Raw genomic sequence first — 17,893 nt, forward strand, 5'->3', positions numbered from 1 at the left:
GCGAAGGCGGCAAGTTTACCGCATCGCCCCTGCCTACTTGCAGATTTCGCCTTTCAACGGCTGCGCCGGCTCAGGTGCCTTGCGCCACTGCGGCAGGCCTATCAGCACCACAGCGCCGATGATCACCGCCATAGCCACACACTCTTCGGCACCAATCTGCTCACCGGCAAAGATGATGCCCAGCAGCACAGCCACGGCCGGGTTGACGTAGGCGTAGCTGGTGGCAGCTGCCGGGCGCACGTGCTTGAGCAAGTACATGTAGGCGCTGAACGCCAGGATCGAACCGAAGAACACCAGGTAGGCCAGCGCGCCCCAGCCGGCAGCCGTCGGCATGTGCGTCATGCGCTCGCCAGACAGCACGCTGCCAAGCAACAGCACGGCACCACCGACCAGCATTTCGGCAGCGCTGGCCATGGGCCCCTGGGGCAGCGGCAAGGTCTTGCTCCACACCGAGCCGAATGCCCAGGAGGCCGCCGCAAAAATGATCAGCGCCGCGCCAATCGGGCTTGCCTGCAGGTTGGAGCCCAGGTTCAGCAGGCCGATGCCCACCAGCCCAAGGGCGATCCCCGCCCACTCCAGCTTCGAATTGCGGTGCCCGAACAACAGGCCGAACAGCAAGGTGAACAGCGGCACCGTCGCCACCGCCAGTGCTGCCACGCCCGAGGCTACGCCAGCATGCTCGGCCACGGTCACGCCACCGTTGCCGCAACTGAGCAGCAGAAAACCGATCGCTCCCGCCGCGCGCCACTGCGGCCAGGTCGGCGCCGGCACACCGCGCCAGCGCAGGAACCCATACAGCAGCCCACCGGCAATCAGGAAGCGCACCCCAGCCATGAGCATCGGTGGCCAGCTCTCGACGCCAATGCGAATGAACAGGTAGGTGGAGCCCCAGACCAGGTACAAGGCCAGGAAAGCGCCAACGAGCAATAAAGGGAAGCGACGTGAGGCAGGCATGGGAAACACTCGAAATCCGTTTACGGGTGGCTTAGTTTAGAAAGGCCAACGTGTAAACTTAAGTTACAAAACAGCTTTAAATAACCCGAACACTTTGCATTGCATGGTTATTCGGATGCTTTTCAATCGAATCGAAACCAGGCAGGAAAATTCCATGGACAAGTACGACCGCATGCTGCTCGCCGCACTGCTCGACAACGGCCGCGCCACCTTCGCGCAACTGGCGCGGCAGGTGAACCTGTCGGCGCCTGCGGTGGCCGAGCGGGTGGCCAAGCTCGAGGCCAGCGGGGTCATCACCGGCTACCAGGCCAAGGTCGACATGAGCAAGATCGGCCTGCCAATACAGTGCGTGATCGAACTGCGCCTGGCCAGTCACGGCAATCAGCAGGCCTACGAAGCGTTGACCCAGATTCCCCAGTTGACCGAATGCCACCGGGTTACCGGCGACCCCTGCGTCATCATGCAGGCAGCAGTGGGTTCGATGCCCGAGCTGGAGGAACTGATCAACCGGGTAGCCCAGTTCGGCTTCAGCAAGACCTCGATCATTCTCTCCAGCGCGGTGGAACGGCGGGTGCCACTGGCGCAACTGGAGAGGAAGCCCTAACAGAACCTGGCCAGGGTTTCACGAACCTTTGCGGCAGGGGTTTTCTGCAGGCGACAGAGCAAGTCGTGCGAAAGTTGCTGGACACCGTGGCTCTGGCGCAACACACCAGCCAGGTGTTGCAGCAGGTTGGCGGCCATTTCGGCATCGGCCATGGCCCGGTGCGCGGTACCGGTATCCGGCAGCCCGGCCCAGCGGGTCAGGGTGCCCAGCTTGTGGTTCGGGGCTGCCGGCAGCAAGCGCCGTGACAACAGCAAGGAACAGGCGAAGGCCTGGCTGCGGCTACGGCCGATGCGGCTCAATTCGTAGTCCCAGAACTTCTGGTCGAAAGCGGCATTATGTGCCAGCAGCGGGGTGCCACCGACGAATTCGGCCACTTCGTTCATCACCTTGTCCACCGGCGGCGCACTGCGCAGCATGGCAGTGGTGATGCCGGTGAGCCCGGCGACAAAGGCGGGTACCGGCACGCCGGCGTTCATCAGGCTCTGGTAACGCTCGACGATGCGCCCACCCTCCAGCATCACCACCGCCACCTCGGTGGCGCGGCAGCCGGCGCCGGGGCTGATGCCGGTGGTTTCAAAGTCGATGACAGCGATACGTTCCATGAAAAATCTCAGTGTTTGAGCAACAGCGCACCCTCGATGGGTACATAACGGGTGGCGGCACGGATCAGCGACAGTGCAGTAAGCCCGGGCACACCATACACCACTGCCTCGGTGCCATGGCGCTGGATCACCCGCTCCAGCAGCAGGTCGAAATCGCCATCGCCGGAGGCCAGTACCACTTGGTCGACGCGGCTGGCGGCATCGATCACATCCAGGGTAATGCCCACGTCCCAGTCACCTTTGGCCGAGCCATCGCTGCGTTGGATGAAGGGCTTGAGCCGCACATCGAAACCGAGGTTGCGCAAGATCTGCTGGAACTGCTGCTGCTTGCTGTCGCCACGGTCGATGGCATAGGCCACGGCCTCGATGATCTGGCCTTCGCGGCTGACATCGGCCCACAGCGCGGCGTAGTTGAAATGGCAACCGTGGGCCTGGCGCACGGTGTAGTAGAGGTTCTGCACATCGGCGAACAGCGCGATCTTTTTCACCTGGGCATCTCTTGTCAGGCCGGGATTGCTGGGGGCTGCCCTGCAGCCCTTTCGCGACACAAGGCCACTCCTACAGGGGTTCGCGTACCCTTGTGGGAGCGGCCTTGCGTCGCGAAAGGGGCGCAAAGCGCCCCCAAAATTGCCAGCAGTATGCCAGACCTGTCAGACGTACGAATCGTCGTCGGAGAAGAACCCGCCATCATCGCTGCCATAATCGCTGTCGGCATAACCACCCTGGTCACTGCCCCAACCACCGTTGTCAGCCACCTGCTGCTGCGCCCCCGAGTCGTTCCAGCCACCGCTGTCACTGGCCGGCGCCGGCTCTTCCTTGATCACTTCGACCACCTCCTCCGGCTGCGAGTTGTGGTTGAACAGGCTGCTGATGCCCTGCGCCAGCAACACACCACCCGCCACACCGGCCGCGGTCTGCATCGCACCACCGAGGAAGCTGCTGGCACCACTGCGTGCCGGCGCGGCGCCAAAGCCAGGCTGCTGCGCTTGTGGCTGGGAAAAGCCCGGCGCCGACGGCTCACGCCAACCACCACCGGTTGCCACCGGGGCGGCAGCGGGACGCTGCGGTTGCACGGCCGGGGCAGCACTGCGCCCCGAACCAAAGATGCTGGACAGGAAACCACCACCGCCGTTGTTCGGCGCACTGCCGACACGGGCGGCCTCGGCCTGGGCGCGGGCCTGCTTCAGTTCGGCTTCCAGCTGCTTGTTCTGCTCGTCGAGGCGCTTGATGGCCGCCTCCTGTACCAGAATCGCCTGGGCCATGTAATAAGGCGCCGCCGGCTGCTGACGCACGTGTTCCTCGATGCATGCCTGGGCCTGCGCATCACGCGGCTGGCTCGGGTCCTCGGCTTGCTTGAGGCGGCCGAACAGGCCATCGATCAGGGTTTGTTCTTCAGTATTCATGGGGCGACCTCGTGGGGTAGCGGGACAACGGACAGCGTCAAAGATGGGGCGTACAGACGTGGGATTCAATCACCGGCGGCGTGAAACTTTTTTCAGCAAATGACAGCCTCAAGCTTGCTTTGGGCTAAAGTTAGGCCCCTGTTTTTACTGCCATGCGATCTTGACTGATGAATCCGCTGAGCGTCCTGCGCGACTCCTTGTACTTCTTCCGCCGCCACCTGCCGAACATCCTCCAGCTGTGCCTGCCGCTGGTGGTGCTGGAGGCCTTGCTCACCCAGCTGCTGTACCGGCAGATGGGTGACCAGGCATCGCCGGCCTACGGCATGCTGGTCAGCCTGCTGTTCTACCCGCTGTACAGCGCTGCGCTGATCCTGTACCTCGACACCCGCAGCAACGGCCAGGAAATCGCCAAGCGCGACCTGTTCGCCCGTGCCGTGCAGCTGTGGCCGCAACTGGCCCTGCTGATCCTGATCAGCTCGCTGCTGATCATGGCGGGCCTTGCGCTGTTCATCTTCCCGGGCGTATGGATCATGATCAACCTGGTGTTCGCCGAGTACCTGCTGGTACTGCGCGGCCGGCCGGTGGTGCAGGCGATGCGTGACAGCGCCAGCATGACCACCGGGCACTTCATGCGCATCATGATCTGCGTGGTCGGCGTGCTGGCACCGATCTGGCTGATCGACGGGCTGCTGCTGATGGCCTTCCCCGAGCCATCGCCAGGCATGGAGCTGGCCATGGACAGCCTCAGCGGCTTCCTGCAACTGTTCAGCACCGTGGTGCTGTATCGCCTGTTCATGTTGCTTGAGGGTGAAGCGGGCGCTTGAGGAAAGGTTACGGCCTGCTGGCAGCAGCGGCCGGCCGATACAGTGGCAACTCCTTTGATCATTCAGGAGCTGCACCATGGATCCCGCCATCCAGGCCACCTACGGCAAAGCGTTTTGCGGCCGGTTGTACCAACGCGCGGCGGGGGCCAACACCCCGCTGCGCATCAGCAATGAAAGGCAGCAAGTCGATGACTGGGTCAGGGTCGGTGGCGTCCAGGACTCACCGCTGTTGGAGTTCCACTTCCAGTCCACCCGCAATGACTGCCTGCTGTATTCGATCTGGATCATCCAGGGCCGTGACGGCAAGCAACTCGGTATCAGCAGCAATGGCTACCTGGGCTTCTACAGCTCGGCGGCGGTCAAGGCACCGTGGCAGCTGCAACCGCTCGAACTGACCGGCGAAGGCCTGCTGTGCAACCTGCTTGACGACAAGGGCCGCCGGGCATCGGAACTTGCCAGCGAGGACAGGATACTGAACGTAGCCAAAGGCGAACCTTGCACCTTCCTGCTCAAACTTGCAGGCAAATGAAGCCGGGAGGACGACGCATGGACCCACAAATCAGCACCCTGTACGCCAACTCGTTCCGCGGCCAGCTCTACCTGCGGTCAAGCACCGGCAATATTCCGCTACGCCTGAGCCGCAGCAGCGACAAGTGGAACTGGGGCTTTACCCCACAGGACGACTGGCTGCAGGCAGGTGGCGACAGCGACTCGCCGGTCTTCGACTTTCACTTTGATTCGCAAACCGACAACCGCCTGCATTACCACATCAGCCTGCGCAGCCAGCCGCTCGGCAAGAAACTGGGTATCAGCCGCAACGGCTACCTCGGTTTCTACCGCCACGCCGAAGTCATCGAGTACTGGAAGATCGAACCGCTGCAGCTGACTGACCAAGGCCTGCTGTGCTACCTGCGCGACCACCTGGGCCAAAGGGTCGGCATCCTCAAGGACACCCCGCACTTCAGCGGCCACTGGATAGCCCTGCTCAATGTCGAGCAAGGCAAAGTGTTCCCCTTCCTGCTTAGCCCGATCACACCAATCTGAGCCCCTTCTGCAAGCGGGCACCCAGCCTCAACTGCCGCGCGGCTTGGCCCGCGCGGTTGCTTCGGCCACCAACGGGTCATCCGGCCAGTAATGCTTCGGGTAGCGCCCTTTCAAGTCCTTCTTCACCTCGGCATAGGTCGTACGCCAGAAGTTGGCCAGGTCCTGTGTCACCTGCACCGGGCGGCGTGCCGGGGACAGCAGGTGCAGCTTGACCTGCTGGCGGCCGTTGGCGATGCGTGGGGTATCGGCCAGGCCGAACAGCTCTTGCAAACGCACAGCGAGAATCGGCGGGTTTTCGCTGTAGTCCAGGCGGATGTTCGAGCCGGACGGCACCGCCAAATGCGCGGGGGCCTGTTCTTCCAGGCGCTGCGGCAGCGGCCAGGGCAACAGGTTGCGCAGCATCGACGACAGGTCCAGCGCGGCGAAATGGCTGAGGCGCGACACCTTGCCCAGGTAGGGCTGCAACCAGTCTTCCAGGCTGGCGAGCAAGGCCTCGTCAGCCAGGTCGGGCCATTCGCTGTGACCGTCCTTGGCCAAGTCCAGCTGACGCAGCAAGGCCACGCGCGCCTGCCATTGCCGCAGCTCGGGGGTCCAGGTCAGCAGGTTCAGGCCTTTGCGTCGAACCAGGCCAAGCAGCGCGCGAGCCCGCGCTTCGTCATCCAGGCCGGGCAGCGGTTCGCGGCTGAGCACCAGCTCGCCGACCTTGACCTGGCGTTCGGCGCGCAACACCTGCTCGCGCTCGTCCCAATCGAGGATATCGACCCGCTCGACCTGTTCGGCCAGCACGCCCTCGAGCAGCGCCGGATCGAACTCGGCGGCCAGATAGATGCGCTCTTCGCGCTGGCCCTGGCGACTACCCAGGTCGGCAATCACCAGCCACGGGCACTTCATCAGCGCATCGGCTTCGGCAAACAGCGCCGCACGGCCGTTGGCCAGCCGATATTCCGCACCACCCTCGCGGCGCTGCTGGGCGACGCGGTCGGGGTAGGCCAGCGCCAGCAGTGCACCCAGCCAGCGTGGGTGATCCGGGTCGGCAACCGGTGCACCGGCCTTGCCACGCAGCAGGCCGCGGTACTGGCGAGACAGTTGCCGGGCACGTTGCACACCACCCTGGCCGCCCCGCGTAGCCTTACTCTCGCCGCTGACCAGCGCCAGCCGGCTGTGCAGGTCGGCACCGCCGCCGCGCTGGATATCCCGCTCGCCCAGCAGTGCCGCCACATCGCAGGCCATCTGTGCCAGGCCCAGGTCCTGCCCGCGCAGCAGCAGATGCGCGATACGTGGATGGGCCGGCAGTTCGGCCATGGCCTGGCCGTGTTCGCTAAGGTTGTCACGGCTGCCAGGCTTGAAGGCACCGAGCCGCGCCAACAGGTCCTGGGCCTGGGCGAAAGCGGCAGTGGGCGGCTGGTCAAGCCAGCGCAACTGCTCGGGCGCAACGCCCCAGCGTGCCAGTTGCAGGGCCAGGCCGGCCAGGTCGGCCTGCAGGATTTCGGCGCTGCCGTGGGCGGCCAGCTGGTCATGCTGGGCTTCGGACCATAAGCGGTAGCACACGCCGGGCTCCAGGCGGCCGGCACGGCCGGCGCGCTGGGTAGCACTGGCGCGGGAAATGCGCTGGGTATCCAGGCGGGTCATGCCGCTGCCGGGGTCGAAGCGCGGTACCCGGGCCAGGCCGGCGTCGATCACCACCCGCACGCCGTCGATGGTCAGGCTGGTCTCGGCGATGTTGGTGGCCAGCACCACCTTGCGCAGGCCCTTGGGCGCCGGGTCGATGGCTGCACGCTGTGCATTGAGGTCGAGTTCGCCATGTAACGGACACAGCAGGATTTCGGGCCGCTCACCCAACGCTTCCTGCAGGCTGTGGTGCACCCGGCGGATCTCGGCCTGGCCCGGCAGGAACACCAGCACACTGCCGGCCTGGTCGGCCAGCGCCTGCAACACGCTGTCCACCACCCGTGGCTCGATGAACTCACCCGGCTGGAAAGGCCGCCCCCAGCGGATGTCGACGGGGTGCATGCGGCCTTCGCTGCTGACTACCGGAGCATCGTCCAGCAACCGCGACAGGCGCTCGCCCTCCAGGGTCGCGGACATCAGCAGAATCTTCAGTGGCGGGTCATCACGCAGCAATTCGCGGCCATTCAGGCTCAAGGCCAAGGCCAGATCGGCGTCGAGGCTGCGCTCATGGAATTCGTCGAAGATCAGCAAGCCCACCCCCTCCAGCGCCGGGTCGGCCTGCAGGCGGCGGGTGAGGATACCCTCTGTCACCACCTCGATGCGGGTTTTCGGCCCGACCTTGCTGTCCAGGCGAATGCGGTAGCCCACCGTTTCGCCAACCTGCTCGCCCAGCTCGCTGGCCAGCCGTTCTGCCGCCGCCCGCGCCGCAAGGCGCCGGGGCTCGAGCATGAGAATGCGCTGCCCGGCCAGCCATGGCTCGTTGAGCAGCGCCAGCGGTACGCGCGTGGTCTTGCCGGCACCGGGAGGGGCTTCGAGCACCGCTTCGTCACGGTTTTCCAGCGCCTGGCGCAAGGCAGGCAAGACAGCATCGATCGGTAATGAAATCATGGTGGTCCTCGAACAGTCCCGCGAGTATAACGGCGAACCCAGCCTGCTCTATCATGGTCTTAGCTTCAGGTGCAGGCGCTTCGCTTGCCCTGCTGAATACCTTTCGGAGATTTACATGCGCATCCCAACCCGCGTCATCGGTGGCGCCCTCATCGTCACCTTGCTGACCCAACTGACCGCCTGCGGCACCATTCTCTACCCGGAGCGTCGCGGCCAGATCGGCGGCAAGATCGACCCTGTGGTTGCCGCAATGGATGCCATCGGCATCCTGTTCTACGTGATCCCGGGGCTGATCGCCTTCGGTATCGACTTCGCCACCGGCGCCATCTATTACTCAGGCGGGCGGTCCGCCCAGGTCGACCCGGTAAAACTGCGCGAAGCCGTCAGCCCAGATGGCAAGGTCGACAACACCAAGTTGCAGGCCATTCTGGAGAGCGAGCTGGGCCAACGTCTGCCGCTGAACGACCCGCGGCTGATCCAGCAGCGCGGCAGCATCGAGCAGTTGGCCAGCCTGGGCCTGGTGCCGGCAGCCTGAACCACAAGGATTCTGACCACGGATGACGACCACCCCGGCTGAACACCAGCGCCTGCTACGCCTGGCCACCCGCGCATCACTGGCGGTAGCCAGCATCCTGGTCCTGAGCAAGGCGCTGGCCTGGTGGCTGAGCGGCTCGGTGAGCCTGCTGGCAGGGCTGACCGATTCGGCACTGGATGCCGTTGCCTCGTTCCTCAACCTGCTCGCCGTGCACTATGCCTTGCGCCCGGCTGATGACGACCACCGTTTCGGTCATGGCAAGGCCGAAGCCCTGGCCGGCATGGCGCAGGCGCTGTTCATCGGGGTCAGTGCAGTGCTGATTTGTGTACAGGCAGTGGAGCGCCTGCATACCCCGCAACCGCTCGGCGATACTGCCGTCGGTATTGGGGTAATGCTGCTGTCGCTGGTGCTGACACTTGCCCTGCTGGCACTGCAACGCAAGGTCATCCGCCTGACCGGCTCCACGGCGGTGCGGGCCGACTCCCTGCACTACCGCTCGGACCTGCTGCTCAACGGCAGCATCCTGCTGGCCCTGCTGCTGGCACGCTTTGGCTGGCCGCAGCTGGATGCGCTGTTCGGCCTGGGTATCGCCGTCTACATCCTCTGGAGCGCGCTGCAGATCGCCCGGGAGAGTACGGCCATCCTGATGGACCAGGAACTGCCCGGCGAGGTAGGCGAAGACATGGCTGCGCTGGTGCTGGCCATCCCCGGGGTTGAAGGCGTGCACGACCTTCGTACCCGGGTCTCGGGTAACCAGTGGTTCGTCCAGCTGCATCTGGATATGCCGGGGCAGCTACCGCTGCATGAAGCGCACGCCTTGTGCGTGGAGGCCTCGAGGGTGATCCGCCAGCGTTATCCACAGGCGGATGTGATGGTGCATGCGGATCCGGTGTGAACCTGCAAGGGCGCTATCGCCGGCAAGCCAGCTCCCACAGGAACCGCACCGGCCTGAAGGCATGCGCAATACCTGTGGGAGCTGGCTTGCCGGCGATAGGGCCAGAACAGGCAGCACATCTGGCTCAGTTGATGCTGTAACCCCGGCCGCTGAAACAGGCACCCAGCGCCCGTCGGTAGCTGTCCGCCACATTGGCCGGCGGCGCGTACGTCGCCGTTGCCGGGTCGAACCCTGACTGGCCCACCGCCCAGCGATGGCACTGGTAACGATCCTGGTCCTGCTGCTCCTGCCCTTGCCCATACATCGGGTAGGCCACCACGTCATACCCACCGCCTACGGGTGCCGGCACGGCCACTGGTGGGTTGACCACCACGTACTCGCGGCTGTCGGCCAGGTACTGGTAATAGGTATCGGCCACCAGGAAGAACAGCGCCCCGCCCAGCCAGACTTCCCGCGCATAGGGCGGCAAGTAGTCGACCCGCACGCCATGGGGCGGGGTCACCACGACATAACGGCCACCATGGGGGCGATACCAGTAACCACTGGAGTAGAAGTAGTCGTCGCCACGGTAGGGCACTTTCCAGTAGCGGTCCGGGAAATGATCGATGGTGTGCCCCGGGCGATACTGCGGCCCAGGCCCCCAGCCATCGCCATGACCATCCGGACGCCCTTGCCAGTCACCGCCAGGCCGTTGCCCCTGGCCACCGGCTTCCCAGTGGCGATTCTCACCATGACGGCGGGGAATGTCCTGGTAGTAACCCTGGCGTGGCGGCTGGGTCTGCTGTACTTCGTCACGCGAGTTGAGCGAACGCCCCGGCGCGCCCTCACCCTGCCCTTCGGCCATGGTCCCGAGGCTGATGCTCAACCCCAGCACACCAACACCTGCCAACTGCCAGATGCGCGACTTCATGTTGTTCCTCTCGGTAGAAAATACGGCAACCAGCGCCAGTCTACCGCGCCCGTCGCGCAGGCCAATTAAAAATCCGGACATGAAAAAAGGGAGGCCGCAGGGCCTCCCTTCAGGAATTGTCGTCCGTGCTCGGCACTTGTGGCGCCGGCTCACCTCACACCGTCTTCTGGAAAGTGTGTAGCCCGGGGGCCTGCAGATCCTGTTGGATGGCTGGCCGCGACCGCCCGCCTAGGGCGCGTCGCCGTGGACTGATGTCCGGGCAGTGATTCTGTGGATAAAGATACCGAAGCAGTTGCAGCAGAGGATTGCGAAGATTGCTCAGACAAATAGCACTTGCGCAATTTTTCACCCTGGATTGATAATTCACCGCAATCGGAACAGAAAAGGCATCCACCATGAGCAAACTTGACCGCTACGACCTGAGCATCCTCGCCGAATTGCAGCGCGATGCGCGCATTTCCAACCAGGAACTGGCCGAACGCATCGGCCTGTCGCCTTCGCCATGCTCGCGTCGGGTCAAGCAACTGGAGGACGATGGCTATATTTCGCGCCAGGTGGCCCTGCTCGACCGCAAGAAGCTCGGCCTGAGCCTGACGGCCTACGTGCTGATCGGCATGGACCGCCACACCCCGGAGCGTTTCGAAACCTTCGAGGCGGCCATCCGCAACCTGCCCCAGGTGCTCGAATGCAGCCTGGTCACCGGCATGGATGCCGACTACCAGCTGAAAGTAGTGGTGCCCGACATGGACCACTACCAGAAACTGCTGCTAGGCAGCCTGACCCGTATTGAAGGCGTCACCAGCGTGCGTTCGAGCTTCGTGCTGAACCAGGTGCTGGCCAGCACCGAGCTGCCATTGACCCACCTGCGTTAATTGCCTGCGCCAGCAGGCGTATAATCAGCCGCTCAACCCGCCAGGAGAACACCGATGGATCCCGCCGTATTCGAAGAGTGGATGATGATCATCCTGGTCACCGTGTTGATCGGTTTCATGGGCTTCATCGTCTGGGACCTGGCGAAAAAGTCCAAGGCGGGCAAGTTCGGCACGCTGATCCTGTTCTTCGTGCTGGGGCTGGGGGTGCTGGCGTTCATCATCAAGAGCGTGGTGGTGGGGTTTCTCGAAGGGGTGTAGAAAATTCCAGGCCATTCGCGGGCACGCCCGCTCCCACAGGGCCGGCGCTGCACTTGAGGGCTGCACCCTACCTGTGGGAGCGGGCGTGCCCGCGAACAGGCCCTTGAACTGAACTAAAGCTTGGCGGCCACTTCGCGCCAGCAGCCCTGCTCCAACCCATCCAGCGCCCAGTCACCAATCCGCACCCGCACCAGGCGCAAGGTCGGCAACCCCACCGCCGCCGTCATCCGCCGCACCTGGCGGTTACGCCCTTCGCGAATCACCAGCTCCAGCCAACTGGTCGGCACGCTCTTGCGAAAACGTACCGGCGGGTTGCGCGGCCACAGTTCGGGCTCGTCCAGGCGCCGCGCCTCGGCCGGCAAGGTCGGCCCGTCGTTCAGTTCCACGCCGTCGCGCAAGCGCTGCAACTGCTCCTCGCTCGGCTCCCCCTCCACCTGAACCCAGTAAGTCTTGGCCAGCTTGTGCTTCGGGTCGGCAATGCGCGCCTGCAAGCCGCCATCGTTGGTCAGCAGCAACAGGCCTTCACTGTCGCGGTCCAGCCGCCCGGCCGGGTAAACGCCCGGGATGTCGATGTAGTCCTTGAGCGTCGCGCGCCCGTCGCCGTCGCTGAACTGGGTCAACACGTCGAATGGTTTGTTGAACAGGATCAGACGCGGCTCGGCCGGTGGCGCCTTGGGCTGGCGGCGCGGGCCGGTGGCAGGCCGCGCCTGGGGGCGGCGCGGCTTGGAACGGGGTGGCAGTGACATGGATCCTCAGCGGAACGGCGGCTCATCGAAACTGCGCAGTTTACGCGAGTGCAGCGAGTTGAGCTCGGTGCGCAGCAGGTCGAGGGCGGCAATGCCGATCTTCAGATGCTGGCTGACCGCCCGGTTATAGAAGGCGTTAGCCGAACCCGGCAGCTTGATCTCGCTGTGCAGCGGCTTGTCGGACACACACAGCAACGTGCCGTATGGCACGCGCAAGCGGTAACCCTGGGCGGCAATGGTTCCGCTTTCCATGTCCACCGCCACGGCACGCGACAGGTTGATCAGCGGCCGTTCCTGGGCCCAGCGCAGCTCCCAGTTGCGGTCGTCGTAGGTCAGCACGGTACCGGTGCGCAAGCGCTTCTTCAGCTGCTCGCCACGCTCGCCGGTGACCTGCGCGGCGGCTTCCTGCAAGGCCAGCTGCACTTCGGCCAGGGCCGGAATCGGGATGTTCGGCGGCACCACCCGGTCGAGAATACCGTCACGCCGCATGTAAGCGTGTGCCAGCACATAGTCGCCAATGGTCTGCGACTGGCGCAGGCCACCGCAGTGGCCGATCATCAGCCAGCAGTGAGGGCGCAGCACGGCCAGGTGGTCGGTGATGTTCTTGGCATTGGACGGGCCGACGCCGATGTTGACCAGCGTGACGCCATCGCCGTCGGCGGCGATCAGGTGGTACGCCGGCATCTGGTAGCGGTGCCAGACCACGCTGGCCACCAGGGCCTGGGTTTCGCCGTGGTCCATGCCCTTTTCGATCACCACGTTACCAGGCAGCACCATGCGCACGAAGCGCGGGTCGTCCCGCAACTGGTCGAGGCCGTGGCTTATGAACTGGTCGACATAGCGGTGGTAGTTGGTCAGCAGGATCCACGGCTGCACATGGCGCCAGTCGCTACCGGTGTAGTGCACCAGGCGGCGCAGCGAGAAGTCGACCCGCGCGGCATCGAACAGCGCCAGCGGCAAGGTTTCGGCGCCACCCCAGTCGTACAGGCCGTCGGCAATGTTGTCGGTGGCAGCCGACAGGTCGGTGCTTGGGAATACCCGAGCCAGTTGCGCGGCGGTGATGCCGCTGCCGGCCAGTTCGTCACCCTGGTCAACCACGTAGGGGTAAGGGATGTTCTGTTCGCTGACGCCAACCTCTACCGTGACGGTGTAGTCATGCATCAGCGGGCGCAGTTGCTCCAGCAGGTAGCCACGAAAAGCAGCCGGCTGGGTGATGGTGACGCTGTAGGTACCGGCCACCTGGACCTTGGCGTAGGCCCGCGTGGTGGCGGCGACTTCACCGTGGCTATAGTAAGTCAGGCGCAACGCCGGGTAGCGGAACAGGTCGCGCTCTTCGACGCCCGGCTCGGTACGGTCCTTCAGGTAACGCTTGAGGGCCTGGCTAAGGGCCCCGGTGGCCTGTTCATGCAGGGCCGCCAGACGGTCGACGGCCTGTTCGGGGGTATCAACGACTACAAAAGCTTGGCTCACACTGTGCTTCCTGTCTGGACATGCATGTGAACCATCTTGCCTGCCTTCTTGGCTAAATACATCCCCATTGATCGGTGTTAATCAGCAGGCCAGCGCTGGTCCCTGTAGGAGCGGCCTTGTGTCGCGATAGGGCTGCAAAGCAGCCCCAGCAATTTGTGCGTCTGCGCTGATCCCCTGGGGCTGCTTCGCAGCCCTATCGCGACACAAGGCCGCTCCTACAGGTCTTGTGCCGGTGTAGCCCTGGCAACCAATGCCTCCACATCCACACCCCGCGGCAACGCCCCATACACGCGCCCGCCGCCCGTCAAGCGGCTGTCGATAAACGCATCACTGACCACCGCATTGCCCGCCTCCAGCAATAGTTTGGCCTGCAGCGCCAAGGCAATATCCTCGGTCAGCTGCCGCGCGCGGTACTGCATGTCGCCGGTGTCGGCGAACGCGCCTTTGAGATTACCGATGTGCGCCGCCAGGCGCGGGTCGCCGTGGCCATCGCCCAGCTCGGCGAACAGCGCATCGAGCACCCCCGGCTCCTTGGACAGGGCGCGCAGCACATCCAGGCACTGCACATTGCCCGAACCTTCCCAGGTCGAGTTCACCGGCGCTTCGCGATAAAGCCTTGGCAGGATGCTGTCTTCCACGTAACCCGCCCCGCCCAGGCACTCGGCGGCCTCGTTGATCATGGCCGGCGCACGCTTGCAGATCCAGTACTTGCCCACCGCAGTGATCAGCCGGGCGAAATGCGCCTGTTGCGGGTCTTCCAGCTGTTCCAGCGCCTGCCCCATGCGCAGGCTCAGGGCCAGCGCTGCCTCGCTTTCCAGTGCCAGGTCGGCCAGTACGTTCTGCATCAACGGCTGTTCGTTCAGCAGCCGCCCACCGACCTTGCGGTGCGCGCAGTGGTGTGTCGCCTGGGTCAGCGCCTGGCGCATCAGGGCGCTGGAGCCGACCATGCAGTCGAAGCGGGTCATGGCCACCATTTCGATGATGGTCGGCACGCCCCGCCCTTCTTCCCCGACCATCCACGCCAGGGCGCCGCGGAATTCCACCTCGCTGGAGGCGTTGGAACTGTTGCCCAGCTTGTTCTTCAGGCGCTGGATATAGAACTGGTTGCGGCTGTCGTCCGGGCGGTGGCGCGGCAGCAGGAAGCAGCTCAGGCCCTTCTCGGTCTGGGCCAGGGTAAGGAAGGCATCGCACATGGGGGCCGAGCAGAACCACTTGTGGCCGACCAGCTCGTAGGCCTGGCCCGGGCCCGCTGCGCCGACCGGATAAGCCCGGGTGGTATTGGCGCGTACATCGGTGCCGCCCTGTTTCTCGGTCATGGCCATGCCCAGGGTGACGCCGGCCTTGTGGCGGTCGCCGACGTTACGCGGGTCGTATTCGCAGGCGAGGATTTTCGGTAACCAGTATTCGGCCAGTTCGGGTTGCAGCCGCAGAGCCGGGACTGCGGCAAAGGTCATGGTCAGCGGGCAGCCGGTACCGGCCTCGGCCTGGCTGTGCAGGTAGGTCATCGCAGCCCGTGCCACATGGGCGCCGGGGCGGGGTTCGGCCCAAGGCAGCGAAGGCAGGCCGTGCTCGACGGCGGTGCGCATCAGTTCGTGGTAGGCAGGGTGGAATTCGACCAGGTCGATGCGATGGCCGTAGCGGTCGTGACTGCTGAACTCCGGCTTGTGCGCGTTGGCCAGGAAGCCCGCCTGCATCAGCGGGCCACCGGCCAGGGCCCCGTAGGCATCGATCCGCGATTCGGCCCAACCCGCACCGAAACGCCGCGACCATTCCTGTAACGGCAGGTCGAGGCGGTACAGGTTGGCACCGTCGAGGGGCGGTGGCTGGTTGGTGACTTCGTGGGTTTCAGCGTACTGGTGCAGGTTCATCGGGGGCTCCTGGATCCGGGTAGCTTGAGAGACCCAGTGAAGCACTCTGTACGAGTCAGTCAAAGTGACATTAATGACTAAACATGTGGTGGAGGGCGCTCAATCTCACAGGGATCGCGCATCGCCTGGACTGGCGCCACACCTGTGGGAGCGGGCGTGCCCGCGAAGGGCTGCAAAGCAGCCCCGACAAAGCCTGCGAAAATCTCTAAAGCGACCGTCGCGTCTGCAGAACATTCGATGCCATCTGCACCTGCGCAATAGCCATGTTCAAACTCAACTCGAACCGGCTCCCCAACCCCCGCGTCGATTCATGCGACAACTTCGCCCCCAGCAATTCCCCCATCTGCCGGCAGATCGACAAACCAATCCCCAGCCCGCCATAACGCCGGGTCATCGAGCCATCGACCTGGAAGAAGCGCTGGTACAGGGTCGCCTGGTCGAGGTCATCGAAGCCGATACCGCTGTCGCTGACCATGAAGGTCAGCGCCAGGTCGTCTGGGCCCACCCTGCGCCCGCGCACCTGGATCATCACCCCGCCCTGGTGGGTGAACTTCAAACCGTTGTCCACCAGGCACCCCAGGCAGCGGGCCAGCTTCTGAGCATCGCCCAGCAACCCGTCCGGCACATCGGACGGGATGTCCAGGCTCAGATACAAGCCTTTGCCCAAAGCCTGCCCGGCATAACCGGCACGCACGCCCTGCAGCATGGTCACGCAGGCTGAACGGCACCGGCTGCGCGCGCAGGCGGCCGGCCTGCAGTTCGGACAGGGTCAGGATGGCATCGACCATGTCCATCATGCCCTGGGCCGAGCCCACCGCCGTGCGGTGGTACTGGGCCATTTCGGCCTCCATCGGCAGGGTATGCATCAGCTCCAGCGAGCCGATCACGCCATTCATCGGCGTGCGCAGCTCATGGGTCACGCAGGCCAGGAATTCATCTTTCAGCCGGTTGCTCCTGGCCAGTTGCAGGTTCAGTTGCTCCAGCGTGCGCCCGGTATCACGCAAGGTCTGCGCCTGCTGCTCGCGCAGGCTGTTGATACGGTCGGCCAGCGCCAGCGATAGCAACGCCACCTCAAGCGCCGACCCCAGCTGGCTGGCATACATGGTGATGAACACATTCGGCAGATAACCCAGCACCATCAAGGTGTTGACCAGGCCACCGAGCAGAAACGCCGTCCAGGCGATGATGAACCAGCGTGCCACGCGCAGGCCACGCCACCAGGCGTACAGCCCGGCAGCGAAGATGCTCACGGTAAACAGCAATGCCAGCACCGTGGCCATGCGCAGGGCGACGCCGTAGGGCATGCTCACCGCCAACACCATGACCAGCGCGCCACCCAGCATCAGCAGCTGCAGCAGCCGGTCAAAACCACGGTTGATGCTGCCCAGCTGCAGGAAATGCCGGGCGAACTGGCAGCCGAACAGGCCGGCTGCACCGATGAACAGCGGCGTCGAAGCATTCGCCCACCACGGGCTGTCCGGCCAGAAGTAAGCCACCCCGGCACCATTCACCGACACCTGGTAAAAGCCGAACGAAGCGATATAAAGGATGTAGTAGAGGTAGCTGACGTCGCGTACGCTGAGGTAGATGAACAGGTTGTACACCAGCATCACCAGCAGCACGCCATAGATCATCCCCAGCACATACAGGCGTGTGGGCTGCTGCTCCATGTAGGCCTCGGCGGACCACAGCGCCAGCGGCGCCTGCACCGAGCCCTGGCTGTGCAGGCGCAGGTAGGCGGTGGTTACCTGGCCAGGCGGCAGCTGCAGCTCGAACAGGTAGTTGTTCTGCCGGATCTGCCGGCTGTCGTAGGGCAAGGCGTCGCCGGTGCGCTGGACCAGGCGGTAGCTGCCACTGCGGTCGGGCAGGTACAGCTCGAGGTGATCCAGCGGCGGATAGGCCAGCTCCAGCAGCCATTGCCGGGGGGCAGCGTCGGGCGCGGCGACAGGGCGCAGTTCGAGCTTGAGCCAGAACACCGAGGTGGAATAGCCGGCGTTCAGCACGTCTTCGTGGTGGCGGCGAAAATGCCTGGCGAAACCAGGGGCACTGACTTGGGCGATGCTGGCACTGCCATCATGGTCTTCATAAACCTGCATGGCCTTGCCCAGCGGAAGATGCCGGGTAGCGTCGTCGAAATCGACTGCCCCGGCCAGCACGGGCAGCAAGCCCAGAAGCACAATCAGCAAATAGCGCATACAGCCCCAGCATGGCCTGTCCAGTCGAGCCGCGGTTGCCTCCTATCCGTTTGAGACGACACGATCCGGCAGAACCCGTTTGTAGAGTTATCCGAGCACTCTAGCATAGCGTTGCAACCTGGTAATCGACCATATCAAACCACAAAGAAAAGGCTCT

The 17,893-nt window shown here is 64.4% G+C and carries 17 protein-coding genes and 1 pseudogene; 8 read left to right on the forward strand and 10 right to left on the reverse strand.

The features are described 5' to 3' along the window. Positions 1–33 precede the first annotated feature (33 nt). Positions 34–954, reverse strand: coding sequence for a drug/metabolite exporter YedA (yedA, locus tag QIY50_07395; GenBank protein WGV22012.1), 921 nt, complete (start codon positions 952–954; stop codon positions 34–36). Between the two features lie 154 nt (positions 955–1,108). Here yedA and QIY50_07400 point away from each other — a divergent pair, with 154 nt between their 5' ends. Beyond that, positions 1,109–1,558 carry an Lrp/AsnC family transcriptional regulator gene (locus QIY50_07400; protein WGV22013.1) on the forward strand — a complete coding sequence of 150 codons (450 nt, stop codon included), beginning with the start codon at positions 1,109–1,111 and terminating at the stop codon, positions 1,556–1,558. Here the strand turns inward: QIY50_07400 and QIY50_07405 are convergent. From QIY50_07405 to QIY50_07415, 3 genes are all read right to left on the reverse strand, one after another. After that, on the reverse strand, positions 1,555–2,160 hold the full coding sequence (locus tag QIY50_07405) for a 3'-5' exonuclease (protein WGV22014.1): 606 nt from the start codon (positions 2,158–2,160) through the stop codon (positions 1,555–1,557). The two genes, QIY50_07400 and QIY50_07405, sit on opposite strands and share 4 nt — an antisense overlap. A gap of 8 nt (positions 2,161–2,168) precedes the next feature. Then, positions 2,169–2,648, reverse strand: a complete 480-nt coding sequence (locus QIY50_07410; GenBank protein ID WGV22015.1) for an NYN domain-containing protein — start codon at positions 2,646–2,648, stop codon at positions 2,169–2,171. A 162-nt stretch (positions 2,649–2,810) separates the two neighbouring features. Further along, on the reverse strand, positions 2,811–3,563 hold the full coding sequence (locus QIY50_07415; protein WGV22016.1) for a DUF2076 domain-containing protein: 753 nt from the start codon (positions 3,561–3,563) through the stop codon (positions 2,811–2,813). Positions 3,564–3,730: 167 nt separating this feature from the next. Between QIY50_07415 and QIY50_07420 the strand changes: the two genes are divergently transcribed. The 3 genes from QIY50_07420 to QIY50_07430 all read left to right on the forward strand — a co-directional run bounded on the left by QIY50_07420 (position 3,731) and on the right by QIY50_07430 (position 5,431). Then, positions 3,731–4,387 (forward strand): YciC family protein, encoded by a 657-nt coding sequence (locus tag QIY50_07420; GenBank protein WGV22017.1) that lies wholly within the window; start codon positions 3,731–3,733, stop codon positions 4,385–4,387. A gap of 76 nt (positions 4,388–4,463) precedes the next feature. Beyond that, positions 4,464–4,916: a hypothetical protein gene (locus tag QIY50_07425; protein ID WGV22018.1), complete on the forward strand. Its 453-nt coding sequence runs from the start codon at positions 4,464–4,466 to the stop codon at positions 4,914–4,916. Positions 4,917–4,933: 17 nt separating this feature from the next. Next, positions 4,934–5,431: a hypothetical protein gene (locus QIY50_07430; GenBank protein ID WGV22019.1), complete on the forward strand. Its 498-nt coding sequence runs from the start codon at positions 4,934–4,936 to the stop codon at positions 5,429–5,431. A 27-nt stretch (positions 5,432–5,458) separates the two neighbouring features. On the opposite strand, the gene hrpB is transcribed toward QIY50_07430, so the two are convergent. Continuing rightward, positions 5,459–7,987, reverse strand: coding sequence for an ATP-dependent helicase HrpB (gene hrpB / locus QIY50_07435; protein ID WGV22020.1), 2,529 nt, complete (start codon positions 7,985–7,987; stop codon positions 5,459–5,461). Positions 7,988–8,102: 115 nt separating this feature from the next. Between hrpB and QIY50_07440 the strand changes: the two genes are divergently transcribed. Both QIY50_07440 and QIY50_07445 read left to right on the forward strand, forming a co-directional pair. Further along, positions 8,103–8,522 (forward strand): polyribonucleotide nucleotidyltransferase, encoded by a 420-nt coding sequence (locus tag QIY50_07440; GenBank protein WGV22021.1) that lies wholly within the window; start codon positions 8,103–8,105, stop codon positions 8,520–8,522. Between the two features lie 22 nt (positions 8,523–8,544). Continuing rightward, positions 8,545–9,417, forward strand: coding sequence for a cation diffusion facilitator family transporter (locus QIY50_07445; protein ID WGV22022.1), 873 nt, complete (start codon positions 8,545–8,547; stop codon positions 9,415–9,417). Between the two features lie 124 nt (positions 9,418–9,541). Here QIY50_07445 and QIY50_07450 read toward each other — a convergent pair whose 3' ends face one another. Then, a complete protein-coding gene (locus QIY50_07450) occupies positions 9,542–10,327 on the reverse strand; it encodes a hypothetical protein (GenBank protein ID WGV22023.1) in 786 nt (261 codons plus the stop codon). Between the two features lie 395 nt (positions 10,328–10,722). Between QIY50_07450 and QIY50_07455 the strand changes: the two genes are divergently transcribed. Then, a complete protein-coding gene (locus tag QIY50_07455) occupies positions 10,723–11,199 on the forward strand; it encodes an Lrp/AsnC family transcriptional regulator (GenBank protein ID WGV22024.1) in 477 nt (158 codons plus the stop codon). A 54-nt stretch (positions 11,200–11,253) separates the two neighbouring features. After that, a complete protein-coding gene (locus QIY50_07460) occupies positions 11,254–11,457 on the forward strand; it encodes a DUF2788 domain-containing protein (protein WGV22025.1) in 204 nt (67 codons plus the stop codon). A gap of 113 nt (positions 11,458–11,570) precedes the next feature. On the opposite strand, the gene QIY50_07465 is transcribed toward QIY50_07460, so the two are convergent. The 4 genes and pseudogenes from QIY50_07465 to QIY50_07480 all read right to left on the reverse strand — a co-directional run bounded on the left by QIY50_07465 (position 11,571) and on the right by QIY50_07480 (position 17,736). After that, a complete protein-coding gene (locus QIY50_07465) occupies positions 11,571–12,203 on the reverse strand; it encodes a pseudouridine synthase (GenBank protein ID WGV22026.1) in 633 nt (210 codons plus the stop codon). Positions 12,204–12,209: 6 nt separating this feature from the next. Then, positions 12,210–13,673 carry an AMP nucleosidase gene (amn, locus tag QIY50_07470; protein WGV22027.1) on the reverse strand — a complete coding sequence of 488 codons (1,464 nt, stop codon included), beginning with the start codon at positions 13,671–13,673 and terminating at the stop codon, positions 12,210–12,212. Positions 13,674–13,888: 215 nt separating this feature from the next. Further along, positions 13,889–15,541 carry an acyl-CoA dehydrogenase family protein gene (locus QIY50_07475; GenBank protein ID WGV22028.1) on the reverse strand — a complete coding sequence of 551 codons (1,653 nt, stop codon included), beginning with the start codon at positions 15,539–15,541 and terminating at the stop codon, positions 13,889–13,891. A gap of 205 nt (positions 15,542–15,746) precedes the next feature. Next, positions 15,747–17,736: pseudogene (locus QIY50_07480) on the reverse strand (7TM diverse intracellular signaling domain-containing protein). Positions 17,737–17,893: the final 157 nt, after the last annotated feature.

Source organism: Pseudomonas putida (genome assembly GCA_029953615.1).
Classification (GTDB): domain Bacteria; phylum Pseudomonadota; class Gammaproteobacteria; order Pseudomonadales; family Pseudomonadaceae; genus Aquipseudomonas.

Excerpts from the sequence above, each read along its gene's own strand:
- QIY50_07405 (WGV22014.1), bottom strand. The coding sequence starts at position 2,160 with ATGGAACGTATCGCTGTCATCGACTTTGAAACCACCGGCATCAGCCCC.
- QIY50_07430 (WGV22019.1), top strand. The coding sequence starts at position 4,934 with ATGGACCCACAAATCAGCACCCTGTACGCCAACTCGTTCCGCGGCCAG.
- QIY50_07440 (WGV22021.1), top strand. The coding sequence starts at position 8,103 with ATGCGCATCCCAACCCGCGTCATCGGTGGCGCCCTCATCGTCACCTTG.
- QIY50_07445 (WGV22022.1), top strand. The coding sequence starts at position 8,545 with ATGACGACCACCCCGGCTGAACACCAGCGCCTGCTACGCCTGGCCACC.
- QIY50_07475 (WGV22028.1), bottom strand. The coding sequence starts at position 15,541 with ATGAACCTGCACCAGTACGCTGAAACCCACGAAGTCACCAACCAGCCA.
- yedA (WGV22012.1), bottom strand. The coding sequence starts at position 954 with ATGCCTGCCTCACGTCGCTTCCCTTTATTGCTCGTTGGCGCTTTCCTG.
- QIY50_07400 (WGV22013.1), top strand. The coding sequence starts at position 1,109 with ATGGACAAGTACGACCGCATGCTGCTCGCCGCACTGCTCGACAACGGC.
- QIY50_07460 (WGV22025.1), top strand. The coding sequence starts at position 11,254 with ATGGATCCCGCCGTATTCGAAGAGTGGATGATGATCATCCTGGTCACC.
- QIY50_07425 (WGV22018.1), top strand. The coding sequence starts at position 4,464 with ATGGATCCCGCCATCCAGGCCACCTACGGCAAAGCGTTTTGCGGCCGG.
- hrpB (WGV22020.1), bottom strand. The coding sequence starts at position 7,987 with ATGATTTCATTACCGATCGATGCTGTCTTGCCTGCCTTGCGCCAGGCG.
- QIY50_07420 (WGV22017.1), top strand. The coding sequence starts at position 3,731 with ATGAATCCGCTGAGCGTCCTGCGCGACTCCTTGTACTTCTTCCGCCGC.
- QIY50_07455 (WGV22024.1), top strand. The coding sequence starts at position 10,723 with ATGAGCAAACTTGACCGCTACGACCTGAGCATCCTCGCCGAATTGCAG.
- QIY50_07465 (WGV22026.1), bottom strand. The coding sequence starts at position 12,203 with ATGTCACTGCCACCCCGTTCCAAGCCGCGCCGCCCCCAGGCGCGGCCT.
- QIY50_07450 (WGV22023.1), bottom strand. The coding sequence starts at position 10,327 with ATGAAGTCGCGCATCTGGCAGTTGGCAGGTGTTGGTGTGCTGGGGTTG.
- QIY50_07415 (WGV22016.1), bottom strand. The coding sequence starts at position 3,563 with ATGAATACTGAAGAACAAACCCTGATCGATGGCCTGTTCGGCCGCCTC.